Annotated in this window: 18 protein-coding genes; 9 read left to right on the forward strand and 9 right to left on the reverse strand. The window is 66.1% G+C overall.

Annotation, left to right across the window (positions count from 1 at the left end; genetic code table 11):
* Positions 1-101 precede the first annotated feature (101 nt).
* A complete protein-coding gene (locus DBY63_RS11755; protein ID WP_108582184.1) occupies positions 102-2,024 on the forward strand; it encodes a UvrD-helicase domain-containing protein in 1,923 nt (640 codons plus the stop codon).
* 85 nt (positions 2,025-2,109) lie between these two features.
* On the opposite strand, the gene DBY63_RS11760 is transcribed toward DBY63_RS11755, so the two are convergent.
* The 4 genes from DBY63_RS11760 to DBY63_RS11775 all read right to left on the reverse strand — a co-directional run bounded on the left by DBY63_RS11760 (position 2,110) and on the right by DBY63_RS11775 (position 6,650).
* Positions 2,110-3,285, reverse strand: coding sequence for an L-rhamnonate dehydratase (locus DBY63_RS11760; protein WP_108582183.1), 1,176 nt, complete (start codon positions 3,283-3,285; stop codon positions 2,110-2,112).
* Between the two features lie 92 nt (positions 3,286-3,377).
* Positions 3,378-4,391 (reverse strand): 4-hydroxythreonine-4-phosphate dehydrogenase PdxA, encoded by a 1,014-nt coding sequence (locus DBY63_RS11765; RefSeq protein WP_108582182.1) that lies wholly within the window; start codon positions 4,389-4,391, stop codon positions 3,378-3,380.
* Complete coding sequence (locus DBY63_RS11770; RefSeq protein ID WP_108582181.1) at positions 4,388-5,338, reverse strand: amidohydrolase family protein; 951 nt, start codon at positions 5,336-5,338, stop codon at positions 4,388-4,390. Before DBY63_RS11770 ends, DBY63_RS11765 begins: the two co-directional genes overlap by 4 nt.
* A complete protein-coding gene (locus DBY63_RS11775) occupies positions 5,331-6,650 on the reverse strand; it encodes an MFS transporter (RefSeq protein WP_044342356.1) in 1,320 nt (439 codons plus the stop codon). The genes DBY63_RS11770 and DBY63_RS11775 overlap by 8 nt, the downstream gene beginning before the upstream one ends.
* A gap of 292 nt (positions 6,651-6,942) precedes the next feature.
* On the opposite strand from DBY63_RS11775, the gene DBY63_RS11780 reads away from it, so the two are divergent.
* The 5 genes from DBY63_RS11780 to DBY63_RS11800 all read left to right on the forward strand — a co-directional run bounded on the left by DBY63_RS11780 (position 6,943) and on the right by DBY63_RS11800 (position 12,304).
* Positions 6,943-7,941: a tripartite tricarboxylate transporter substrate binding protein gene (locus DBY63_RS11780; RefSeq protein ID WP_108582180.1), complete on the forward strand. Its 999-nt coding sequence runs from the start codon at positions 6,943-6,945 to the stop codon at positions 7,939-7,941.
* Between the two features lie 28 nt (positions 7,942-7,969).
* Entirely contained in the window at positions 7,970-8,488 is a 519-nt protein-coding gene (locus DBY63_RS11785) for a tripartite tricarboxylate transporter TctB family protein (RefSeq protein WP_044342354.1), read from the forward strand.
* Entirely contained in the window at positions 8,485-10,005 is a 1,521-nt protein-coding gene (locus DBY63_RS11790) for a tripartite tricarboxylate transporter permease (RefSeq protein WP_108582179.1), read from the forward strand. Before DBY63_RS11785 ends, DBY63_RS11790 begins: the two co-directional genes overlap by 4 nt.
* A gap of 92 nt (positions 10,006-10,097) precedes the next feature.
* Positions 10,098-11,051 (forward strand): LysR family transcriptional regulator, encoded by a 954-nt coding sequence (locus tag DBY63_RS11795; protein WP_027597822.1) that lies wholly within the window; start codon positions 10,098-10,100, stop codon positions 11,049-11,051.
* Between the two features lie 221 nt (positions 11,052-11,272).
* Positions 11,273-12,304 (forward strand): AraC family transcriptional regulator, encoded by a 1,032-nt coding sequence (locus DBY63_RS11800; RefSeq protein ID WP_027601126.1) that lies wholly within the window; start codon positions 11,273-11,275, stop codon positions 12,302-12,304.
* Here DBY63_RS11800 and DBY63_RS11805 read toward each other — a convergent pair.
* A complete protein-coding gene (locus DBY63_RS11805; protein ID WP_058791326.1) occupies positions 12,301-13,278 on the reverse strand; it encodes an AraC family transcriptional regulator in 978 nt (325 codons plus the stop codon). The genes DBY63_RS11800 and DBY63_RS11805 overlap by 4 nt on opposite strands.
* Positions 13,279-13,455: 177 nt before the next feature.
* Between DBY63_RS11805 and antA the strand changes: the two genes are divergently transcribed.
* From antA to antC, 3 genes are read left to right on the forward strand one after another with little or no spacing between them, the layout of a single operon-like run.
* Positions 13,456-14,847: an anthranilate 1,2-dioxygenase large subunit gene (gene antA / locus DBY63_RS11810; protein WP_177411449.1), complete on the forward strand. Its 1,392-nt coding sequence runs from the start codon at positions 13,456-13,458 to the stop codon at positions 14,845-14,847.
* A complete protein-coding gene (antB, locus tag DBY63_RS11815) occupies positions 14,844-15,335 on the forward strand; it encodes an anthranilate 1,2-dioxygenase small subunit (protein ID WP_027597818.1) in 492 nt (163 codons plus the stop codon). Before antA ends, antB begins: the two co-directional genes overlap by 4 nt.
* A gap of 10 nt (positions 15,336-15,345) precedes the next feature.
* Complete coding sequence (antC, locus tag DBY63_RS11820) at positions 15,346-16,380, forward strand: anthranilate 1,2-dioxygenase electron transfer component AntC (RefSeq protein ID WP_027597817.1); 1,035 nt, start codon at positions 15,346-15,348, stop codon at positions 16,378-16,380.
* Between the two features lie 659 nt (positions 16,381-17,039).
* On the opposite strand, the gene DBY63_RS11825 is transcribed toward antC, so the two are convergent.
* The 4 genes from DBY63_RS11825 to DBY63_RS11840 form a co-directional block, all read right to left on the reverse strand.
* On the reverse strand, positions 17,040-17,972 hold the full coding sequence (locus DBY63_RS11825) for a transporter (protein WP_108582177.1): 933 nt from the start codon (positions 17,970-17,972) through the stop codon (positions 17,040-17,042).
* A gap of 97 nt (positions 17,973-18,069) precedes the next feature.
* Positions 18,070-18,597: a flavin reductase family protein gene (locus DBY63_RS11830; RefSeq protein ID WP_108582176.1), complete on the reverse strand. Its 528-nt coding sequence runs from the start codon at positions 18,595-18,597 to the stop codon at positions 18,070-18,072.
* 10 nt (positions 18,598-18,607) lie between these two features.
* A complete protein-coding gene (locus DBY63_RS11835) occupies positions 18,608-19,846 on the reverse strand; it encodes a styrene monooxygenase/indole monooxygenase family protein (protein WP_108582195.1) in 1,239 nt (412 codons plus the stop codon).
* 76 nt (positions 19,847-19,922) lie between these two features.
* Positions 19,923-20,717 (reverse strand): SDR family oxidoreductase, encoded by a 795-nt coding sequence (locus tag DBY63_RS11840; RefSeq protein ID WP_108582175.1) that lies wholly within the window; start codon positions 20,715-20,717, stop codon positions 19,923-19,925.
* Positions 20,718-20,720: the final 3 nt, after the last annotated feature.

The following is a 20,720-nucleotide window of genomic DNA, read 5'->3' on the forward strand; positions in this document are numbered from 1 at the left end:
GTAATTTCAAGAATCTTTCAGCAGGGATGAAAAAGGCCACCAAAAGGCGAGCTGTCACCTGTGCGAGGTAAGATGCCGGCAGACCATGTTTCGAGGACTGCATGACTTCCATCCTGGCTCGCTATCGACAACAGCTGAGAAACACCTTAGGCGACTGGTTTCCCCGTACGACGCTCTTCCTTAAAGGAGAGCAGGCGCCAAGCGGCCAGAAGAAGGTGCAGCCGACCAAGGCCCGCAAACGGCAGGCCGAGCCCAAAGTCTCGGTCAAGGCGGCGAACAGCGAGCAATCCTTTATACAGGCTACCCCGGCCATCCCCTCCCCCGCGGGCATCTATGGTCCCGCACTCACCATCAAGCGCTCCCAGGAGCAGCGGATGAAGGTACGGGTCGAGCAGGCCGTGGCTCAGGGCATCATCCAGCCACCCTCACCTGAGCAGTGGAAGATGATCCTCGCGCGGGCTCCGGCTACCCGTATCTTCGCGGGGGCCGGTTCGGGCAAGACCACGACGCTGGTGCTGCGAGTGGTGTTCATGCTGTGCCACCTCGACATCCCGCGCGAGCAGCTGACCGTCATCTCCTTTACCAAGGCGTCCTGCGAAGAGTTGCGCGCCCAGCTCAAGCGCGTCCTGGCCTTCTGGGAGGCCCCGCTGGATGACGAGGCGGCACGCGAACTGGTAAGAACCTTTCACTCGGCCCTGGCACAGTTGGCGCGCACCGAACTGAGGGCGACGCAATGGTTCGAGCAGCTGTCCAGCCAATCGAAAGGTGACGACGAACCGGACAACGGCATGCTGGCTGGCGCCAGCCTGAACGAGGCTCAACGGCAGCTCCTGATACAGGCCTACGAGCATAGCTACCGCGAGGACGCCGGCTTTCGGCGTCGGGTCCATCTGTTGCTGGAACTGGCGCCGCCCAATGAGGAGGAGCCACCCGGCGCGCCACCCTTGCAGCCCTTCGTCCTAAATGGCGAACGTCAACCCCAACCGCTGCCAGACCTCTTCTATGGCCAGGCCTCATTCGCCGAGACCCTGGGGTTGCGGGTCGGCTCTATAAGGAGCAGTCAGCTGGAGTGCTCGACGCGGGACCGGATCTTCCTGGAGGCCATGCAGCAGTTCTGGCGACACTTCGGCAAGCTGCTGAAGGAACAGCGGCTGATCACCTTCAATACCGCCTTTGCCGTGCTGACGGATCGCCTGGAAAAGAAACCCAGTCGCGCCCTGATTGCCCGTCTGCAGCCCTTCACCCATTTGCTGATCGATGAATTCCAGGACATCTCGCCGCAGATCGCCTTCTGGCTGCAGCAGGTACAGCGCAGGCTTGCGGAGGAGAAAGCTGCGCCTACGCTGATGGCCATCGGTGACGACTGGCAATCCATCTATGGCTGGCGGGGCAGCTCGCCGGAGCTGTTCATTCACTTCGATCGCTGGTTTCCAGGCCAGACGCCCAGCCAGACACTGATGTTGGGAACCAACTACCGTTCTTCACCAGACATCGTGGCTGATGGTGAACGCATCCTGACCCAGGTGCGCCACAAGCAGCCCAAAAAAACCCAAGCCTCCCGCGCGGCGGATGACCAGGGTCATGGGGTCAAGGTCGTGCCGCAATTCGATATCGCCCGCCAGTTGGCTGCGTTGCTGAACGAGATCGAGGCGCAACGGACGTATGCCGCGGAACGAGAGCGGCCGGAGCGGTGCGCGGTCATGGTGATGAGTCGCCTGAACGCGCCCTTGAAAGCCATCAACGAGCAGTTGGGACGTCAGCCAGGCGTACGCACCTGCACCATTCACCGAGCCAAGGGCCTGCAGGCCGAGGTGGCGATCGTGCTGGACGATGGCCAGCCCCAGCAGCCCCACCCGTTGCGCAACGCCCTCTATGCGACCAGCGGACATTTCCAGCAAAGCTATGACGACGCCATGGCGGACGAGGCGTTGCGCCTGAGCTATGTGGCGGTGACCCGCGGGGTCAGCCGGGTGCTGTGGTACACCCGGCAGCCACGGGGTGCGGCGGCAATATTGGCGGGTTGAGTCAGGTGGCGTGGCGAGTGCTGTCACCCGCCGCATGAACGCAGGATGGCTGCCGCACAGCACGGGCGGCAGCCAGACCAGACCGCTACTCGATCACATCGAAATCCTTGAGATGCTCATCGGACAGTTCCAGGCCCAGGCCGGGTTTGTCGTCGTCGAGTTGCAGGTAGCCGCCGACGGGCTGGGGTTCGCCCTTGAAGACGTAGTAGAAGAGTTCGTTGCCTACCTCCACGTCGAATACCGGGAAGAACTCGGCCATGGGCGAGGCGGTGCTGGCCATGGTCAGGTGGTAGTTGTGCATCTGGCCGGCGTGGGGGATGACCGGCACCGACCAGGCTTCGGCCAGGGCGTTGATCTTGCGCGCGGCGGTGATGCCGCCGACGCGGTTGGTGTCGTACTGGATGACGTCCACGGCGCGGCGTTCGAGCAGATCCTTGAAGCCGTAGGAGGTGAATTCGTGCTCGCCGCCGGAGATAGGCATGATGCCCATCTTCTTGAGTTCGACGTAGCCTTCGATGTCATCGGCGATAACCGGCTCTTCCAGCCAGCGCGGTTCGAATTCGGCCAGCTTGGGCAGCATGCGGCGGGCGTATTCCAGGGTCCAGCCCATGTAGCACTCCAGCATGATGTCGACGTCGGGACCAGCCAGTTCACGCAAGGCGCGCACCTGCTCGATGTTACGGCGCATGCCGGCGGGACCGTCCTTCGGCCCGTAGCCAAATCTCATCTTGAGGGCATCGAAGCCCTGGTTGAGATAGCCCTGGGCCTCTTCCAGAAACAGATCCAGATTGTCATTGGCGTAGAGCTTGGAGGCGTAGCAGGGGATCTTTTCCTTGGTCCGGCCACCCAGCAACTTGAACACCGGCTTGTCTACCGCCTTGCCCATCAGGTCCCAGAGCGCCAGGTCCACGGCGGAGATGGCGGCCATGCCGATGCCCTTGCGGCCCCAGGCGTGGGTGCGGCGATACATCTTCTGCCAGAGGTATTCGTTGTCGAAAGGATCCTGGCCCAGGACGATGGGGGTCAGGTAGAGGTCGATGATTTCCTTGGCCACCCGCGGCGCCAGGGCGCAGTTGCCAAGGCCGACCAGGCCGCTGTCGGTTTCGATCTCCACCACCAGCCAGCCGTGGAAGCGGAAGGAGCCCATGGCGTCGCCGCGCTCATAGAGGATGTCGGTGGCGTTGGTGCAGAAGTGCGCCTGAGGCGGGACGACCTTGCCCTTCCATTCGAAGACGCGGGTGCGAACGCTGGTAATTTTCATGGTGAGGTTCCTTTTTCGAGCATGAGTAAGGCCGTCCGGCCCCAGGGACCGGTTCGGCGGATTCGGGAGGCGCCTGGACGCCGCGGCAGCTATCAGTGGCGGGAAGCGCCCAGGCGGCAGGCGATCTCGAAGGCCTGACGGGTCGCGCCGACATTGGCGCGGCCCTGACCGGCGATGTCGAAGGCGGTGCCGTGGGCGGGCGTGGCGATGGGAATGGGCAAGCCGCCCTGCACCGTGACCCCACGGGAGAAGCCCATCAGCTTGATCGCGATCTGGCCCTGGTCGTGGTACATGGTCACCACGGCGTCGAAGGCGCGGGCGTCGCCCTGGACCTTGAGAAAGATGGTGTCCGCGGGATAGGGGCCGTCGGCGGCGATGCCCAGCGCCCTGGCGCGCTCGACGGCCGGGCCGATGAGGTCGATCTCCTCGCGGCCGAAGCTGCCGTTGTCGCCATTGTGCGGATTAAGGCCGCAGACACCGATGCGCGGTCGCGCCAGGCCGCTGCGCTTGAGTTCGTTGTCGATCAGCTGGATGGCTTCGATCACCCGCTCCTGGCTGAGCAAGCCAGGGACATCCTTCAGGGCGACGTGGGAGGTCACCCGCGAGGTCCAGAGATCGTCCAGCACGTTGAATTCGCAAAATGGCCCCTGGTAGCCGAGGTGCTCGGCGAACCAGTGCAATTCGTCGTTGTGGCCCATGCCTGCCAGGTGCAGGGAGGTCTTGTTCAGCGGACCGAAGAGGATGGCGTCGGTGTGGCCCGCCTGAGTCAGGTCGAGGGCGACGGCCAGGGTGTCCAGGCTGTAGCGGCCGCCGACGACACTGGCTTCGCTGCGGGGAAACGCGCCTTCCGCAGCGCCCCGGTAGGGATACAGCAGGGGTACGTCGTCCTGGAAATCGAGCGCGTCCAGGCTATCGATGGGGCGGTAGGGGTATTCGCAACCGGCGATGCGCATGCCGGTGCGGGCCTCCTCCTCGTCGGCGATCAGCACCAGGCGGGCGCGGCTGCGCACCTCGGGATCGGCCAGCAGGCGGGCGATCAGCTCGGGGCCGATGCCGGCCGGATCACCCAGCACCAGGGCCAGGCGGGGAAGCGTGGAATTGCTCATGCGGAAGTCCTCAGGTAGGTGTCCAGGCGAAAGACGTCGGCCACCGGGCGATACAGACGCTGGGCGGTGTCGTGGAAGAGGTGGCGCTGTGCCGTGATGGGCAGGTCGGCCACCAGATGCTTGAAGCCGCCGATGATGGTGTCGTAGCTGCCGCACAGACGATCGACGGGAAAGTTGCTGGCGAACATGGCGCGTTCCGCGCCGAAGACGGCGATGGCCTCGTGCACGATCCAGGCGTTGTCTTCGGCGCGCCACGGCTGGCCGGCGAGGCCCAGCCCGGAGATCTTCAGCGCCACGTTGGGCCATTCGGCGAGGCGGGCCAGGGCCGCGCGCCAGGCGGCCAGACCTTCGGCGCTGCGGTCGGACGGCAGCCCCGTGTGGTTGAGGATCAGCTGGGTGGCCGGGAAGTCCCGCGCCAGGCGACAGGCTTCGTCGAGATTCCACCAGGGCGTCTGCAGGTCGAAGTGCAGGCCGTGGCGCTGCAGCTCGGCGTAGCCCTGGCGCCAGCGCTCGTCGCTCATCAGGGTGCGCTGGCTGCCCACCTCTTCCGGGCGCGCCGGGCCACCGGGCTTGTGTCTGACGCTGCGCACCCGTTCGAAGGCGGCCTGGGCGGCGAGCAGCTCGGCGGCGTCTGCCGCATCCAGCCAGGCCTGGGCGACCACCGCATGGGGCGCGCCATGGCGGCGTGCCAGTTCATGGACGTAGCGGGTCTCGCCCAGGGGATCACGCGGATCCCACTCGGTCTCGACATAGACCGTCTGGACCACCTCATGACCGGCCGCGTCGGCCAGGTAGTGCTCGGGCAGATAGTCACCCTTGATGGCGTTGTAGTCGCCATAGCGGAAGGGGATGGTTTCCGTGCCGGACAGCCAGGGGTGGAAGTTGCGCCGGGGCTCCCAGAAGTGATGATGGGCATCGACGATGGGGCCGTTATAGAGCTCAGCCATGCTGCACCTCCCGCTGGTCCAGGGCGATCAACAGGGTGCCGAGGATGAACAGGCCCGAGCAGAGAGCGAAGAAGCCCAGCACCGCGGGATAGCCACCCAGGTGCTGCAGCAGCAGGCCGACCAGGATGGGTACGGCGATGCCGCCGAGGCTGCCGGCCAGGTTCATCACCCCACCGATAAGGCCGACGCGTGCCGGCACCGCCAGCAGCGCCGGGAAGCTCCAGTAGAGGCTGCCCCACATGAGGAAGAAGGCGGTGAGCGACAGCAGCGCCACGGCGGCATAGGGATCGGTCAGCCGCGGCAGCAGCAGGAAGGCCGCCAGGGCCACCAGGCCGGAGCAGGACAGCAGTCCCTTGGCGGCGAGGCCACGGCGCACGCCCTTGCGCACCAGCAGGTCGCAGAGGAAGCCACCGACCAGGGAGCCGGCCGCCCCGCAGAGGAAGATGACGAAGGTGGCGGCGCCGATGCCCTTGATGTCGAAGCCGCGAGCCTGGGCCAGGTAGCTGGGCCCCCAGGTCAGCAGGCCGAAGAAGACCATGGCCCAACTGGCGCGACCGATGAGGATGCCGGCCAGGGAGCGGCGGGCGATGCCCAGGCCCCGGGCGCCAGCCTTGGCGGCCTGGGCCACCGAGGTGGTGCGACCTTCGTTGATGCGCGCGAGCTCGGCGGCATTGACCCCGGGGTGGGCGGCCGGGTCGTCCCGGAGATAGCGCCAGGCGAGCCAGGCCATGGCCAGGGTGGCGATACCGGCGATGAAGAAGGCGGTGCGCCAGGAGCCGAAGACGGCGATCAGGTAGGCGATGAGCAGACCGCCCAGGGCCACGCCCAGCGGTCCGCCGCAATCCATCAGCACCGCGCCACGGCCGCGCTCGCTGGAAGCCAGCCAGAGGGAATTGAGCTTGCCACCGGCCGGGAACAGCGGCGCCTCGGCGGCGCCCAGGGCGACTCGGGCGAAGATCAGTGACAGCCCGCCGGTGGCGAAGGCGGCGAGGGTCTGGAAGACGCCCCAGAGGCCAGTGGACCAGCCGATGACGCGGCGCGGGCCGTAGCGGTCGATCAGCCAGCCGCCGGGAATCTGCAGGAGCGCATAGGCCCAGAAGAAGCTGCTGAGAATCAGCCCCTGGGTGGCCGGCGTCAGCTGGAATTCGCGGGCGATGGTAGGCATGGCGATGGACAGCGACACGCGATCCACCAGGTTGATGACCGTAAGACCGAAAATGATGGCGAAGATGCGCCAGCGGACGCGGGAAGCCTGGAGCGCCGTGGGCACGGCGGCTTCGCCGAGGCGTGAGGAACGGGACGTCGAGAGCATGGCATGGACCCCTGGGATTCTTGTTATGGGTGTTCAGCTGCCGGCTGGCGAGGTCGACTATCAGCCGAGGGGCGATAACCGTCTAATCAAATCTGCGCATAGGTGTATAGCCGCAGGATATAGGTCGTTTTTCGCTCGTCGCTACGGCCCTTTTGCCGTGCGGAGTCAGATGAAGAGCAGCGCCAGGCATAACCCCAGGCTATAGGTGCATGCCTTCTTTTGACTGGTCAGGATCGCCGGGTGCTGCGCACACTCGGCCCACCCAAAACAACGACAAGAAAGAGGTAGTCCCATGCGCAGCACTTCCCTGCTCGCCGCCCTCCCCCTGTGCCTGGCCGCTGTGGTGGCTCCCGTCGCCGAGGCTGCCTGGCAACCCGAGGGCAAGGTGGAGATCGTGGTCGCCGGTGGTCCCGGTGGCGGCACCGACCAGCTCGGCCGACTGATCCAGTCGATCATCACGCAGCACAGGCTGCTCGACGCCAGCACTGTGGTGATGAACAAGGGTGGCGGCAACGGCGCCGAGGCCTTCCTGGAGATGAAGATGGCCAAGGGCGAGGCGGACAAGCTGGTCATCGCCACCAACAACGTCTATCTGCTGCCGCTGACCGCCAAGCTCGGCTACCAGCTCGCCGACCTCACCCCGGTGGCGGCCATCGCCGAGGATGACTTCATCCTCTGGAGCTACGTCGACGCGCCCTGGAAGGACGCGCGGGGCTACCTCGACGCCATCAAGCAGGATCCGGCCGGCAAGCGCATGGGTGGCAGCCAGTCCAAGGACGTCGACCAGACCCTGACCCTGCTGCTCAATCGCACCGAGGGCACCAAGCTCACCTACATTCCCTTCAAGAGTGGCAGCGAGGCGGCGACCCAGCTGGCCGGCAAGCACATCACTTCCAACGTCAACAACCCCAGCGAGAGCCTGAGCCAGTGGCGCGGCGGCCAGGTGGTGCCGCTGTGCGTGTTCAGCCAGGCGCGCATGACCTATACCGCCAAGGTCACCGAGACCCAGGCCTGGTCCGACGTGCCCACCTGCAAGGAGCAGGGGCTGGGCATCGACCAATACCGTTTCCCGCGCACCGTGCTCTTGCCGGGCGGGGTCAGCGAGGAACAACGGGCCTTCTATGTGGAACTGCTGCGCAAGGTCAGCCAGACGCCGGAGTTCAAGGCCTACATCGAGCGCAATGCGCTGGTGCCCACCTTCCTTGAAGGCCAGGCGCTGCAGGACTACATCGCCCAGGACACCGCCCGGGTCACCCCGGTGTTCGAGGATGCGGGCTGGCTCAAGCGCTGATCGGCGCACCGACACAGGAGAGACGGCCATGGCCGGAGATTCTCTGATCACCACCCGCTGGGTGGAACTGGGGTTGGCGGCCTTTACCGCTGGCCTTGGCGGCATCGTGATGGTGGGCAGCCTGGAACAGGGTATCGGCTGGGGCGATGCCGGCCCAGAGCCGGGCTACTTCCCCTTCTACATCGGCCTGCTGCTGACCCTGGCCAGTCTGGCCACGGCGCTGCAGACCCTGTGGCGCTGGCAGGCGCTGCGCACCAGCTTCGTCGAACGCGCCGCCTTCGGCCAGGTGCTGCGGGTGTTCCTGCCGATGCTGGCCTTCGTCGTCGCCCTGCCCCTGCTGGGCCTCTATCTGACGGCCTTCCTGTTCATCGCCTGGTTCATGGCACGGGATCGCCAGCGGCAAAGGCGCTACGGCGCCTGGCAGATCCTCGCCACCGCCGGCGGCGTGAGCCTGGCCAGCTATCTGATCTTCGCCCTCTGGTTCAAGGTGCCGCTGGATGCCGGGCCCCTGGCCGACCTCGCCCGCCTGCTGAGGAGCCTGTCATGAGCGAATTCGACTCCCTGATGCACGGGATGGGGCTGATCCTGTCCTTCCACCACCTCGCCCTGATGGTGATCGGCGTGCTGCTCGGCATCCTGGTCGGGGTGCTGCCCGGCCTGGGCGCGCCCAATGGCGTCGCCCTGCTGCTGCCGCTGACCTTCACCATGAGTCCGACCTCGGCCATCATCCTGCTCTCCTGCATGTACTGGGGCGCGCTGTTCGGCGGCTCCATCACCTCGATCCTGTTCAACATCCCCGGCGAACCCTCGTCGGTGGCCACCACTTTCGACGGCTATCCGCTGGCGCGCCAGGGTCGTGCCGGCGAGGCCCTCACCGCGGCCTTCACCTCGGCGCTGCTGGGCGCCCTGGTCGGGGTGCTGCTGTTGACCTTCCTCTCCAGCCGCATCGCCGCCTTCGCCATGGAATTCAGCTCGCCGGAATTCTTCGCCGTCTACCTGCTGGCCTTCTGTACCTTCATCGGCATGAGCAAGAATCCACCGCTGAAAACGGTGGCAGCCATGATGATCGGCTTCGCCATGGCGGCGGTGGGCATGGATACGGTGTCGGGCAATCTGCGCCTGACCTTCGACCAGCCGGCACTGCTCTCGGGCATCAGCTTCGAGGTGGCGGTGATCGGCCTGTTCGGCATCGGCGAGATCCTCTGCACCGTGGAGGAAGGCCTGGTCTTTCGTGGCGAGCAGGCGCGCATCACCCTGCGCACCGTGCTCGGCACCTGGAAGCAACTGCCGCGCTACTGGCTGACCTGGCTGCGCAGCGCCCTGGTCGGTTGCTGGATGGGCGTGACGCCGGGTGGCCCTACCGCCGCCTCCTTCATGAGCTACAGCCTGGCGCGGCGCTTTTCGAAGAACCGCGAGGGCTTCGGCAAGGGCGAACTGGAAGGGGTGATCGCGCCGGAGACCGCCGACCACAGCGCCGGCACCAGTGCCCTGCTGCCGATGCTGACCCTGGGCATTCCCGGCTCCGCCACCGCCGCGGTGATGCTCGGTGGCCTGATGATCTGGGGCCTGCATCCGGGGCCGACCCTGTTCGCCGAACAGCACGACTTCGTCTGGAGTCTGATCGCCAGCATGTACCTGGGCAACGTGGTCAGTCTGATCGTGGTGCTGGCGACGGTGCCGCTGTTCGCCGCCATCCTGCGCATCCCGTTCTGCATCATCGCGCCGATCATCTTTACCGTCTGCGTGATTGGCGCCTACTCGGTGCACAACAGCCTGTTCGACGTCTGGCTGATGCTCGGCTTCGGCATCCTCGGCTATGCCTTCAAGAAGCTCGGCTATCCCATCGCCCCCTTGGTGCTGGCGGCGGTGCTGGGCGACAAGGCCGAAGACGCCTTCCGCCAATCGATGCTGTTCTCCGATGGCCAGCTGGGCATCTTCTGGTCCAACCCGCTGGTGGGCAGTCTGACCACCGCGGCGTTGCTGATGCTCTGCTGGCCGTTGCTCGCGCGGTGCCTGCAGGCGCTGCGCCTGGGCCAGCCGCGGGCCAAGGTACGGCCGTCGTGAACGCCCCGGCCTGGCGCGGACGCACCCCACCGACGCCAGGCCCGGGCTCATGCGCTACCCTAGCCGGCTCCCCTGCCCCAAGGTCCGCCAGCATGACGCGCATTCCCGATGCCCATACCATCCACAGCCGTCTGCGCCTGCGCCAGTTGCGGCTGGTGCTGGCACTGGCGGAATTCGGCTCGCTGCGCCGCGCCGCCGACGACATCGGCATGACCCAGCCGGCCGCCACCAAGATGCTGCACGAGATCGAGAGTCTGCTTGGCGTGGGCCTGTTCGAGCGGCTGCCGCGCGGCATGCGCGCCACGGCCTTTGGCGACACGGTGATCTACTACGCGCGGATGGTGTTCGCCGAACTCTCGGGCATGCGCGAGGAGCTGGTCGCGCTGGAATCGGGCAATCTGGGCCGGGTCGCCGTGGGCGCCATCCCGGCGCTGGCCTCGGGCCTGCTGACCCGCACCATCGCTACCCTCAAGCAGAGCCATCCGCGGCTGTCCATGTCCATCCAGGTGGATACCAGCGACGTGCTGGTCCAGGCGCTGCTGCAGGACCAGCTCGACGTGGTCCTGGGCCGCATTCCTACCGGGGCCCGCGCAGAAGAGTTGCTGTTCGACAGCCTCGGCGAAGAGGTGCTCTGCGTGATCGCCGGCGCCCAGAATCCCCTTGCCCAGGCCACTCACCTCACCTGGGGCGAATTGCAGGAGCACACCTGGGTGCTGCAACAGCACCCCAGCCCGATGAGGGCCATCATCAACCAGGCCTTCCACGACGCCCGGGTCGACATCCCCGGCAGCATCGTCGAAACCACCTCCATCATGACCCTGCTGGCGCTGCTGCAGCAGACCGACATGCTCGGCGTGACGCCGCTGTCGGTGGTCAACGACTATCCCGGTCGCCATCTGCTGGCGGTGCTGCCCATCGCCTTCGAACCACGACTGCCGCCCTATGGACTGATCCGTCGCCGCCACCGGGTGCAGTCCTCGGCCATGCAGACCTTCATGGCGGCAGTGCGCAGCGAACATGGGCGACTGCGCCAAGACGACGCCTGAGCGGATGGCGACCGGCCTGGCCGCTGATCGCCCGAAACCCTTTGTTAGACGCCTTGCTTGGCCCGCCCCTTGCAAATTCCCCTGCAAGGCCGACCGCGATCGGCCAAGAACGAGTTCCGCTGCCCACCGACTATCCGCTGACTGCAGCCGCTATCCGCTGGCTGCAATCGGCAGGAAACAAAAGGGTGCGCGGGGCCACGCCTGTGTGCAAGGAGGTAACAATGACCCAAGACGTCACGCCCTCCGAAAGCGGAGAGCGCTTTCGCCAGACCCGGCTGTTCTGTTCGAGCAGCCTGCAATTTCTCGTGGCCGACCGGGATGCGGCCTGTCAGGGCGTCAGCAAGGTGTTCAAGCCCCATGAGCTGAAACCGGTGCAGCGCGGCGAGGTGGTCAGCGCCAGCCTGCACCACATCAGCCGCGGGCGACTGTCGCTCAATCGCCTGGAATACGGCACCGACGTCGATATCGATCCCCAGTGCCTGCAGGACTTCTATCTGGTCCAGATCCCGCTGACAGGAGGCGCCGACATCCATTGCGGCGCGGTGGATTTCCAGTCTTCGCCGCAGGTGGCAGCATTGCTGTCGCCGGAGTTGCCCGTGCGCATGAGATGGTATGGCGGCGCCGCGCAGCTGGTACTGCGCCTGGAGCGCGCCGACCTGGAGCATCACTGCGCCCAGCACCTGCCCCAGCAGGGTCGCCTGCCGCAATTCGATCCGCGGCTGGACCTGGGCCAGGCCGGTGGCGCCTACTTCCTGCAACTGCTCGGCCTGCTCATGGACGGCCTGGCCGATCCGGCGCATCCGATCCACCAGCCGCTGGTGCTCAAGCAATTCGAATCCTCGCTGCTCAATGCCCTGCTCTATGGCCAGCCGCATTCCCTGCACGGCCAGCTGGAAGGCACCCGCGAGCGCAATGTCTCGCCCTACTTCATCAAGCGCATCGAGGCCTATATCGCCGAACACCTGCACGAGCCCCTCAGCGTGGAAACCCTGGCCGAACATGGCGGCGTCAGCGTGCGCACCCTGTTCGCCGGCTTCCGTACCTATCGCGGCACCACCCCCATGCACTATCTGCGCGACCTGCGCCTGGAGCGGGTCAACGAAGAACTGCGCAGCGGCCGGGTGGAATCGGTGACGGACACCGCCTACAAATGGGGCTTCGCCCACCTCGGCAGGTTCGCTCAGGAATACAAGCGCCGCTACGGCGAGTCTCCCTCGGAAACCCGCCGCTTTCGCGGGGCGCTCTCCGGCTAGTTGAGACGCCGTCCCGCCAGGGTCTGCGACGGTGTCTCGCCGAACGCCTGGCGGTAGTCGCTGGCGAAGCGCCCCAGGTGCTCGAAGCCCCAATCCAGGGCGATGCGCGAGACGCTCGCGCCCTCACGACGCGCCAGCAGCAGGCGCCGCACCTCTTCCAGCCGTAGCCGCTTGAGATAGGCCATGGGCGGCTGGCCGTGATAGCGGCGGAAGCTGGCATAGAGCTTGGACCGGGACACCCCGGCCACGCGTTCCAGGCTCTCCAGCGAGGGATTCTCCCGCGCATGGGCCTCGAGATAACGCCGCGCCCGCAGGAGAAACTCGGGATAGCCGGTCCCCACGCCTTCTTCCAGGGCCGCGGAGTAGTTGTGCGGCTGGGCCAGCAGCAGGCCCTTGAGCAGCATCACTTCCAGGTCGTTGGCCAGCGCCGGCTGGCCATAGAGCGCCTGGACCGCGCTCCAGCCGTCCAGCAATTGGCGCACCCCCTGCCACCACGCCGCGACCGCCGGGCGCGCCAGTTCCATCTCGCCGGCAAAGCTCAGGGGCGCCGCCAAGGGCCGGCCCAGCAGGCCCTCCGCCACCTCCTGTAAGGCTTCGCGGCGGATCACCACCTGCAGCTTGAGGCAGTCGGCGGCCATGTCCAGCCGCTGCCATTCGTGGGGCGCGACGACCATTCCGCACTGGCTGTCGGAACGCACGCGCGCGCCGCGGCTGGCCAGCGACTGGCGCCCCTGCAGCGGCAGGCTGAGGCTGTAGGCATCCAGGGCGTCGATGCCGATCTGCACCGCAGCGCCATAGCCGATCCGCCCCAGCACCGTGGCTCGGCCCGGCAGTCGCAGTCCTTGGTGATGGAAACTCAATTCGGCGCCGCTGCGGGTTTCCAGGCGATGCGGACCGGCCACCGCGCTCATCCAGCGACACGCCTCGGCGACCTGGCCACTGTGCGTCTGCACCTCGAAATTCGTCTGCTGCATGCTGGGCTCCTTCGCTGGCTGGTTCCATGCTGCACGCCGCGTGCCGCCGCCACTATCCGCAGAGTGCAGGCCAGTCCGGCGAGCGAAAAAATTCGGCTAGCGATCAGTGAAAAAGCGGATAGAGGGGTTGGGGTGGCGGGGCTTCAATCGAGGTGAGTCTCACCCTAGAGGACACCCCTGATGAGCACCCGCAGCATTGCCCAATGGCAGGATTACATCCAAGGTTGCCTGGACTTCCGTCCGGCCGACGGCGTCTATCGCATCGCCCGCGACCTGTTTACCGAACCCGAGTTGTTCGAACTGGAAATGGAGCTGATCTTCGAGAAGGTCTGGATCTACGCCTGCCACGAAAGCGAGATCGCCAAGCCCCACGACTTCGTCACGATGCGCGCCGGCCGCCAGCCGCTGATCATCACCCGTGACGGCAACGGCGAGCTGCACGCGCTGATCAACGCCTGCCAGCACCGTGGCGCCACCCTCACCCGCGTGGCGCGCGGCAACCAGTCCACCTTCACCTGCCCCTTCCACGCCTGGTGCTACAAGAGCAACGGCCGCCTGGTGAAGGTCAAGGCGCCGGGCGAGTACCCCGATGGCTTCGACAAGGCCACCCGCGGCCTGAAGAAGGCGCGCATCCAGAGCTACAAGGGCTTCGTCTTCGTCAGCCTGGACACCCAAGGCAGCGATTCCCTGGAAGACTACCTGGGCGACGCCAAGGTCTTCTTCGACATGATGGTGGCCCAGTCGCCGACCGGCGAGCTGGAGATCCTGCCGGGCAAGTCCACCTACACCTACGACGGCAACTGGAAGCTGCAGAACGAGAACGGCCTCGACGGTTATCACGTCAGCACCGTGCACTACAACTACGTCTCCACCGTGCAGCACCGCCAGCAGGTCAACGCCGAGAAAGGCGGTGCTAGCAGCACCCTGGACTACAGCAAGCTCGGCGCCGGCGATGCCGAGACCGACGATGGCTGGTTCTCCTTCAGGAATGGCCACAGCCTGCTGTTCAGCGACATGCCCAACCCCACGGTGCGCCCCGGCTACGCCAGCGTGATGCCGCGCCTGGTCGAGGAATACGGCCAGGCCCGCGCCGAGTGGATGATGCATCGCCTGCGCAACCTCAACATCTACCCCAGCCTGTTCTTCATGGACCAGATCAGCTCCCAGCTGCGCATCGTGCGGCCGGTGGCCTGGAACAAGACCGAGATCATCAGCCAGTGCATCGGCGTCAAGGGCGAGGCGCCCGCTGACCGCACCAACCGCATCCGCCAGTTCGAGGACTTCTTCAACGTCTCCGGCATGGGTACGCCCGACGATCTGGTGGAATTCCGCGAGGCCCAGCGCGGCTTTCAGGCCCGCCTGGAGCGCTGGAATGACATCTCCCGCGGCCATCATCGCTGGACCGCCGGCCCCACCGTGAACAGCGAGGCCCTGGGCATCCAGCCGGTACTCACCGGTACCGAATTCACCCATGAAGGCCTCTATGTGAACCAGCACGGCGCCTGGCAGCGCTTCCTGCTCGACGGCCTGGCCAACAAAGCCCTGCAACCGACGGAGGTGTCGGCATGAATCCTGATCTGCAATACGCCGTGGAACAATTCCTCTATCGCCAGGCCGCGCTCTGCGATGCCCAGGACTGGGACGCCTATCTGGCGCTGTTCGAGGCCGACAGCGTCTTCCACCTGCCGCAATGGATCAGCGAGCACGAGTACGTGACCGATCCCACCCAGGGTCTCTCCTATATCTACTACGCCGACCGCTCCGGCCTGGAGGACCGGGTGTTCCGACTGCGCACCGGCAAGTCGGCCGCCTCCACGCCACTGCCGCGCACCCTGCACCAGATCAGCAACGTGCGCGTCGCCCGGGCTGACGACGGTCTGCTGGAGGTGCGCGCCGGCTGGCTGACGCTCTATGCCCGCCATGGGGTGTCCGAGCAGTTCTACGGCCAGGTGACCTATCACCTGCGCGAGGTGGACGGCGACTTCCGTATCGTCCGCAAGCAGGTGCTGCTGCTCAACGACGTCATCAACTCTGTACTCGACTTCTACCATCTCTGAGGCCACCGCCATGAGCCACAACGTCGCTCTGAGCTTCGCCGACGGCAAGACGCTGTTCATCGCGGTGAAGCCCAACGAACTGCTGCTGGACGCAGCCCTGCGCCAGGGCATCAGCCTGCCGCTGGACTGCCGCGAAGGCGTCTGCGGCACCTGCCAGGGGCGCTGCGAAGCCGGCGCCTACAGCCAGGATTACGTCGACGAGGAAGCCCTTTCCGAGCGTGACCTGGCGCAACGCAAGATGCTCGCCTGCCAGACCCGGGTGACGTCCGACGCCGCCTTCTATTTCGACCACGACTCCAGCCTCTGCCATGCCGAAGAGCCCGAGCGCATCAGTGCCCAGGTGATCTCGGTGGAGCTGGTCTCGGCCACCACCGCCATCCTGCATCTGGACGCCAGTTCTGCCCCCCGGCAGCTGCAATTCCTACCCGGCCAGTACGCCCGGCTGCGTATCCCCGGCACCGATGACTGGCGCGCCTACTCCTTCGCCAACCGGCCCAATGCGCAGAACCAGCTGCAATTCCTCATCCGCCTGCTGCCGGATGGGGTGATGAGCAACTTCCTGCGCGAACGCTGCCAGCCGGGCCTCAACCTGGAACTGGAGGCACCCCTGGGCAGCTTCTATCTCCGCCAGGTGGAGCGGCCGCTGGTGCTGGTGGCGGGCGGCACGGGCCTGTCGGCCTTCCTCGGCATGCTCGACGAGATGGCCGAGAAAGGCGGCTGCGGCCAGCCGGTGCGGCTGTTCTATGGCGTCACCCAGGAGCAGGATCTCTGCGAGGGCGCCCGGCTGGAGGCCTACCGCGCGCGCATCGCCGACTTCGACTACCAGCCCGTGGTCAGCCAGCCGGGTCCGGCGTGGCAGGGCCTCAGCGGCTATATCCCCGAGCACTTCGACCGGCGCTTCCTCACCGACCAGGCCTGCGACCTCTATCTCTGCGGCCCGCCGCCCATGGTCGAGGCGGTCAAGACCTGGCTCGACCAGCAGGGGTTGGGCGAGGAGACGCGTCTGTACAGCGAGAAGTTTTTGCAGAGTGCGTCTTCGCGGTGACCCCGCACCGCGCTATCCAAAAAGCCCGACAGCTCGTCTGCCGGGCTTATTGCTTTTGAAGGTTGGGCGGAGACAGCCTTGCCGTCGAAACCCAACAGGCACGAATCTTCCTGCAGCCTCTATCTGGTTCCACTGCTTGGCCCGGATCGCCCGGCGAACCCTCTCTGTTGGGCTTCGTTGCGCTCACCCGACTGGCCGCGACCCATGGCAGTTCTGAGAAAGCTGTTACCAAGGTGAGGGCTTCAGATTGATCTGGATCTTGCTAAAACCTTGAAAGACGAACACCTGCTCCGATAGCCCCCTCTCCCCTCGGGAGAAGGTTGGGGTGAGGGCACGCATCGCGACGGATTCCAGTGGAAAAGGCTGCGCCGTTTTCCACGCTACGGTTATCGACGTCTACAGAGGTGAGTGATGCCGTAGAAGCGGTCGCAACGGCGGAACGCTATAGCCTCAATGAGCCGGAGGTTGGAATGAGACGGCGCAACCGTCCAAGACCAATAGGACCATAACCTCCGGCGCCACCCCGCATCGTCTGCCGCTATATCTGAACCACCTGGACACGCCCTTGGTTGAGCTTACCGCCCAAACGCCGTGCAAAAAAAAAGCCTGCCATCCCCGGCAGGCTTGAAAGTGGACGAAGGGAGCTGAACTCCGTCCGGTCAGAAGTGGTGGATGTAGCGCACCTGCACCCGGCTGCCTTCGGGACGGTTCTTCGCGTCCTGCTCGAAGTAGGCGTTGGCCACCAGGTGGTCGTTCTTGGAAAAGCTGTACATGCCGCCCGGGCCGATGGCCCAGACCTGTTCGCGCCGACCGGAGACGTCGTGGCCGTCGATCTGGGTATCGGTGATCTGCTTGAGCCAGTAGCCGTTGAGGCCCAGGCGCAGTTGCGGGGTGACGGCGTATTCGGTGGCGAAGTTGGCATGCAGCGCCTGCCCGGCCTGGATGTCGGAGACATCGCCGAAGGCGTAGTTCGGCTTGTCGTTCTTGAAGTTGTAGAGGTAGTGGGCACGCACCGAGGCGGTCCAGTTGGGGGTGAACCAGTAGGTGCCCGCCCAGTAGGGATTGAACGACCAGGCGTGGTTGCCTGGATTAATGTCCTTGTCGCGGTCGTATTCACCGGTGGGGATATTCACCTGCAATTCGACGCGCTGGACGAAGCGCGGCCCGTTCGGCCCCATCACCGGATCGAACTGGATGAACGGCCCCACCAGCAGGTCGCCCATGCCGCCCTGGTCCTTGAGGGCCGCGTTATTCAAGCCATCGTCGACCTTCATCCGCGTCACCACCGGCAGCAACATGTTCAGACCCAGGTTGCCGTTGCCCAGACGCAGGTCCGACACGTAGCTGAGTTGGGTCACCGAGACCTGGTAGTCCAGCTCGGTCTTGGGCAGGCCTAGCTTGTCGCCGTTGCGGTCCACCAGGCGATCGCTGCTGTAGTTCTGGAAATACTGTTGCAGGTACCAGCCGTTACCGGCGGGCAAGCCGCCGTCGAGAAAGCTGGTGAGGCCGAGGTTGACCACCGGCAGGTCATAGGCCTGGGTGGTTCCGGCGACCAGGGCACCGGCGAGGGAAAGATAGCGAATCCGGGTCATGCAAGGCTCCTTGAATACGGCTGTTCGTGCTCGCGAAAGGCAGATTCGAAAGGGCAGCGCCCGCCGATCGAGTGGCATCGACGGGCGCTGCCGAGGCTCAGGCGCTCAGCGCCGGATGCGCGCTGGCGACCCGGTACTGGCCGGCGTGGAAGACCAGCGGTTCTCCGCCGCTGTGTCGGTAGTGCTCGATCTCGCCAAGGAAGATCAGGTGGTCGCCACCCTCGTACTGGACGTGGTTGCGGCAGATCAGGGTGGCCACCGCCTCCTCCAGCAGCGGTACCCCGGCGGTGCCCTCTACGTGAGCGATGCCGGCGAACTTGTCCTCCGCCGGCCGCGCGAAGTGGCCGGAAAGCTGGTGCTGGTCGCTGCCCAGCACGTGGATGGCGAAGTGGCTGGCGGCGAGGAAGTCCGCCAGGCTCGGCGCCTGGCGGGCCAGGCTCCAGAGCACCAGCGGCGGCTCCAGGGACACCGAGGAGAAGGAATTGGCGGTCATCCCTACCTTGCGCCCGTCACGGCCGCGGGTGGTGATCACCGTGACGCCGGTGGCGAATTGCCCTAGCAGGTTGCGCAGCGCCCGCGGGTTGGCCGGGTCGGCGGCGATGAGATCCAGCGCGTCTATCGTCATGGTGGGCTCCTTAGGCAGCCTGGTCCAGGTGTTCACGCAGGAAGCCCTGGCAGGCCTCCGCTTCGAACCACCAGGGGGCGAAACGGCGGGGATCGTCGAAGGCGTTGACGATGCGCGAGGCGATGGCGTGGGACTGGCTGGCGGCGCCGAGCAGATCGAGGATGTGCGGCGGCGGCGGGGTCAGCAGGCTGTTGGTCCATTTCACTACCTGGCCGGCGTAGTCCCAGTAGCGCTCGAAGGTCTGGTGCATCCAATCCGGGGTGAAGGCGGCATCGCCCTGGGCGAGGATGGCCTCCAGATAGACCTTGCTGCACTTGGCGGCATTGTTGGAGCCCTGGCCGGTGATGGGATCGTTGACCACCAGGGCGTCGGCCATGCCGAACACCGGCCGGCCCGAAGGCAGGCGCAGCACCGGCTTGCGCACCATGGGCGTGAAGCGCCCGGCCAGCACGCCGCCGGCATCGGTGAGCTCCAGGTTCTGGCAGCGCTCGGCCTCCCAGGGCGCGAAGCGGCGGACGATCTCCAGGCTACGCTCCAGGTGCTGCTCCGGCGAGGTGACGTCCTGCCAGCAGTCCAGGGGGCCGCCGGGCACGCCTTCGAACACCATGATCTCGCAGGGTCCGTTCAGGGTCAGGGCCGGGAAGACGAAGTATTCGCCCACACCGGGGATAAGGTTGAAGGCCACCCGCGAATAGGGCGACATGGGCTGCATGCCCTTCACATAGGTCAGCGCCAGGGCACGCTGGGGCTGCTGGAAGACGGTACGCTCGGTGTCACGGGCGAACAGGTTGACGATCTCGCCCTTACCGGCGGCGAGCAGGGTCAGGTCATGGCTGGCGGCCAGGGTTTCCAGTTCGGGCAGGCCGACGTCCTGGATCACCAGTTCGCCGCCGCGCCGCTCGAACTCGTCCATCCAGGCCGGCATCTTCAGGCGCTGGTCCACCGCCTGGGCATAGCGCTCCAGGCGCGCGCTCCACTGAAAGGCCGGGCGCTCGGGATGGGCAGGATCGGGGACGGCCAGGCCGATGCCCTCCACCGCCGGGCACTGCTCTTCCCAGAAATTCAGCCCCAGGTCGCGCTCGGTCTGCAACGAGGTGTTGAACATGCACTGGCTGGACATCACCTTGCCCGCGCGCACCTGCTCGCCGGTGCGGTTGGTGGTGAGGGTGACATGATAGCCCTGGGCGAGCAGGCCCAGGCCCAGTTGCAGGCCGGCCTGGCCGGCCCCGACGATGGCGATACGGCGCATGGAGGTTCTCCGGGGAGTCGAGTTGCGGGTGGGGGTGAAGCCGTTGAACAGGCGCCAGAAGGGGTTGTGCATGGCATCACTCCCGTTCGGCGAGGCGTGGAATGGCCGGCTGGTTGCGCTCCGGTCCCATGACCGAATAACCACCGTCCACGGCATAGTCGGCGCCGGTGACGAAACTCGCCGCCGGCGACAACAGGAAGGCGACCACCTGGGCCACTTCCGCCGGCTCGCCGAGGCGGCCGAGCAGATGGAAGTCGGCGGCGACGCGGTCGGCGTGAGCGCGATTACCACCGCTGACCTCGGCGATCACCCGCGACCAGGTCCAGCCCGGCGACACCGAGTTGACGCGAATGCCGTCCGGCGCCAGATCCAGCGCCATGCTGCGGGTCAGCTGCTTGAGCGCCGCCTTGGATACCGGGTAGAGCCAGCGCCCGGTCTGGGCGCAGCCAGCGGAGATGGAGGTGAAGTTGACCACGGCCCCGCGCCGCGCCTTGAGATCCGCGTGCAGTGCCTTGGCCAGCATCACCGCCGACACCAGGTTCACGTCCAGCGCCTTGAGCCAGTCAGCGCGCGGCGACTCCAGGCCATCGTCGAGATAGGTACAGGCCAGGTTGGCCAGGCCAGCCACCGCGCCGAAGCGTTCGCGGATGGCGGCTACCGCGAGCGCCAAGGCTGCGTCATCGGTCAGGTCCACGGTCTGGAAGAAGGCCGCATCGCCGAGCACCTCGGCACCGGCCGCGCCATTCGGGTCGATGTCCAGCAGGGCAACCCGGGCGCCTGCCGCGACCAGCGTCTCGGCCACCGCCTGGCCGATCAGGGTGGCGCTGCCGCTGATGACCACCGTCTTGCCGTCGAGGGAATGCAGACTCATGGC

Source organism: Pseudomonas sp. RIT411 (genome assembly GCF_003057735.2).
Lineage (GTDB): Bacteria > Pseudomonadota > Gammaproteobacteria > Pseudomonadales > Pseudomonadaceae > Chryseomonas > Chryseomonas oryzihabitans.

What these genes read in the sequence shown, in the direction of transcription:
- DBY63_RS11755 (WP_108582184.1), top strand. Translation starts at nt 102, where the DNA reads ATGACTTCCATCCTGGCTCGCTATCGACAACAGCTGAGAAACACCTTA.
- DBY63_RS11760 (WP_108582183.1), bottom strand. Translation starts at nt 3,285, where the DNA reads ATGAAAATTACCAGCGTTCGCACCCGCGTCTTCGAATGGAAGGGCAAG.
- DBY63_RS11765 (WP_108582182.1), bottom strand. Translation starts at nt 4,391, where the DNA reads ATGAGCAATTCCACGCTTCCCCGCCTGGCCCTGGTGCTGGGTGATCCG.
- DBY63_RS11770 (WP_108582181.1), bottom strand. Translation starts at nt 5,338, where the DNA reads ATGGCTGAGCTCTATAACGGCCCCATCGTCGATGCCCATCATCACTTC.
- DBY63_RS11775 (WP_044342356.1), bottom strand. Translation starts at nt 6,650, where the DNA reads ATGCTCTCGACGTCCCGTTCCTCACGCCTCGGCGAAGCCGCCGTGCCC.
- DBY63_RS11780 (WP_108582180.1), top strand. Translation starts at nt 6,943, where the DNA reads ATGCGCAGCACTTCCCTGCTCGCCGCCCTCCCCCTGTGCCTGGCCGCT.
- DBY63_RS11785 (WP_044342354.1), top strand. Translation starts at nt 7,970, where the DNA reads ATGGCCGGAGATTCTCTGATCACCACCCGCTGGGTGGAACTGGGGTTG.
- DBY63_RS11790 (WP_108582179.1), top strand. Translation starts at nt 8,485, where the DNA reads ATGAGCGAATTCGACTCCCTGATGCACGGGATGGGGCTGATCCTGTCC.
- DBY63_RS11795 (WP_027597822.1), top strand. Translation starts at nt 10,098, where the DNA reads ATGACGCGCATTCCCGATGCCCATACCATCCACAGCCGTCTGCGCCTG.
- DBY63_RS11800 (WP_027601126.1), top strand. Translation starts at nt 11,273, where the DNA reads ATGACCCAAGACGTCACGCCCTCCGAAAGCGGAGAGCGCTTTCGCCAG.
- DBY63_RS11805 (WP_058791326.1), bottom strand. Translation starts at nt 13,278, where the DNA reads ATGCAGCAGACGAATTTCGAGGTGCAGACGCACAGTGGCCAGGTCGCC.
- antB (WP_027597818.1), top strand. Translation starts at nt 14,844, where the DNA reads ATGAATCCTGATCTGCAATACGCCGTGGAACAATTCCTCTATCGCCAG.
- antC (WP_027597817.1), top strand. Translation starts at nt 15,346, where the DNA reads ATGAGCCACAACGTCGCTCTGAGCTTCGCCGACGGCAAGACGCTGTTC.
- DBY63_RS11825 (WP_108582177.1), bottom strand. Translation starts at nt 17,972, where the DNA reads ATGACCCGGATTCGCTATCTTTCCCTCGCCGGTGCCCTGGTCGCCGGA.
- DBY63_RS11830 (WP_108582176.1), bottom strand. Translation starts at nt 18,597, where the DNA reads ATGACGATAGACGCGCTGGATCTCATCGCCGCCGACCCGGCCAACCCG.
- DBY63_RS11835 (WP_108582195.1), bottom strand. Translation starts at nt 19,846, where the DNA reads ATGCGCCGTATCGCCATCGTCGGGGCCGGCCAGGCCGGCCTGCAACTG.
- DBY63_RS11840 (WP_108582175.1), bottom strand. Translation starts at nt 20,717, where the DNA reads ATGAGTCTGCATTCCCTCGACGGCAAGACGGTGGTCATCAGCGGCAGC.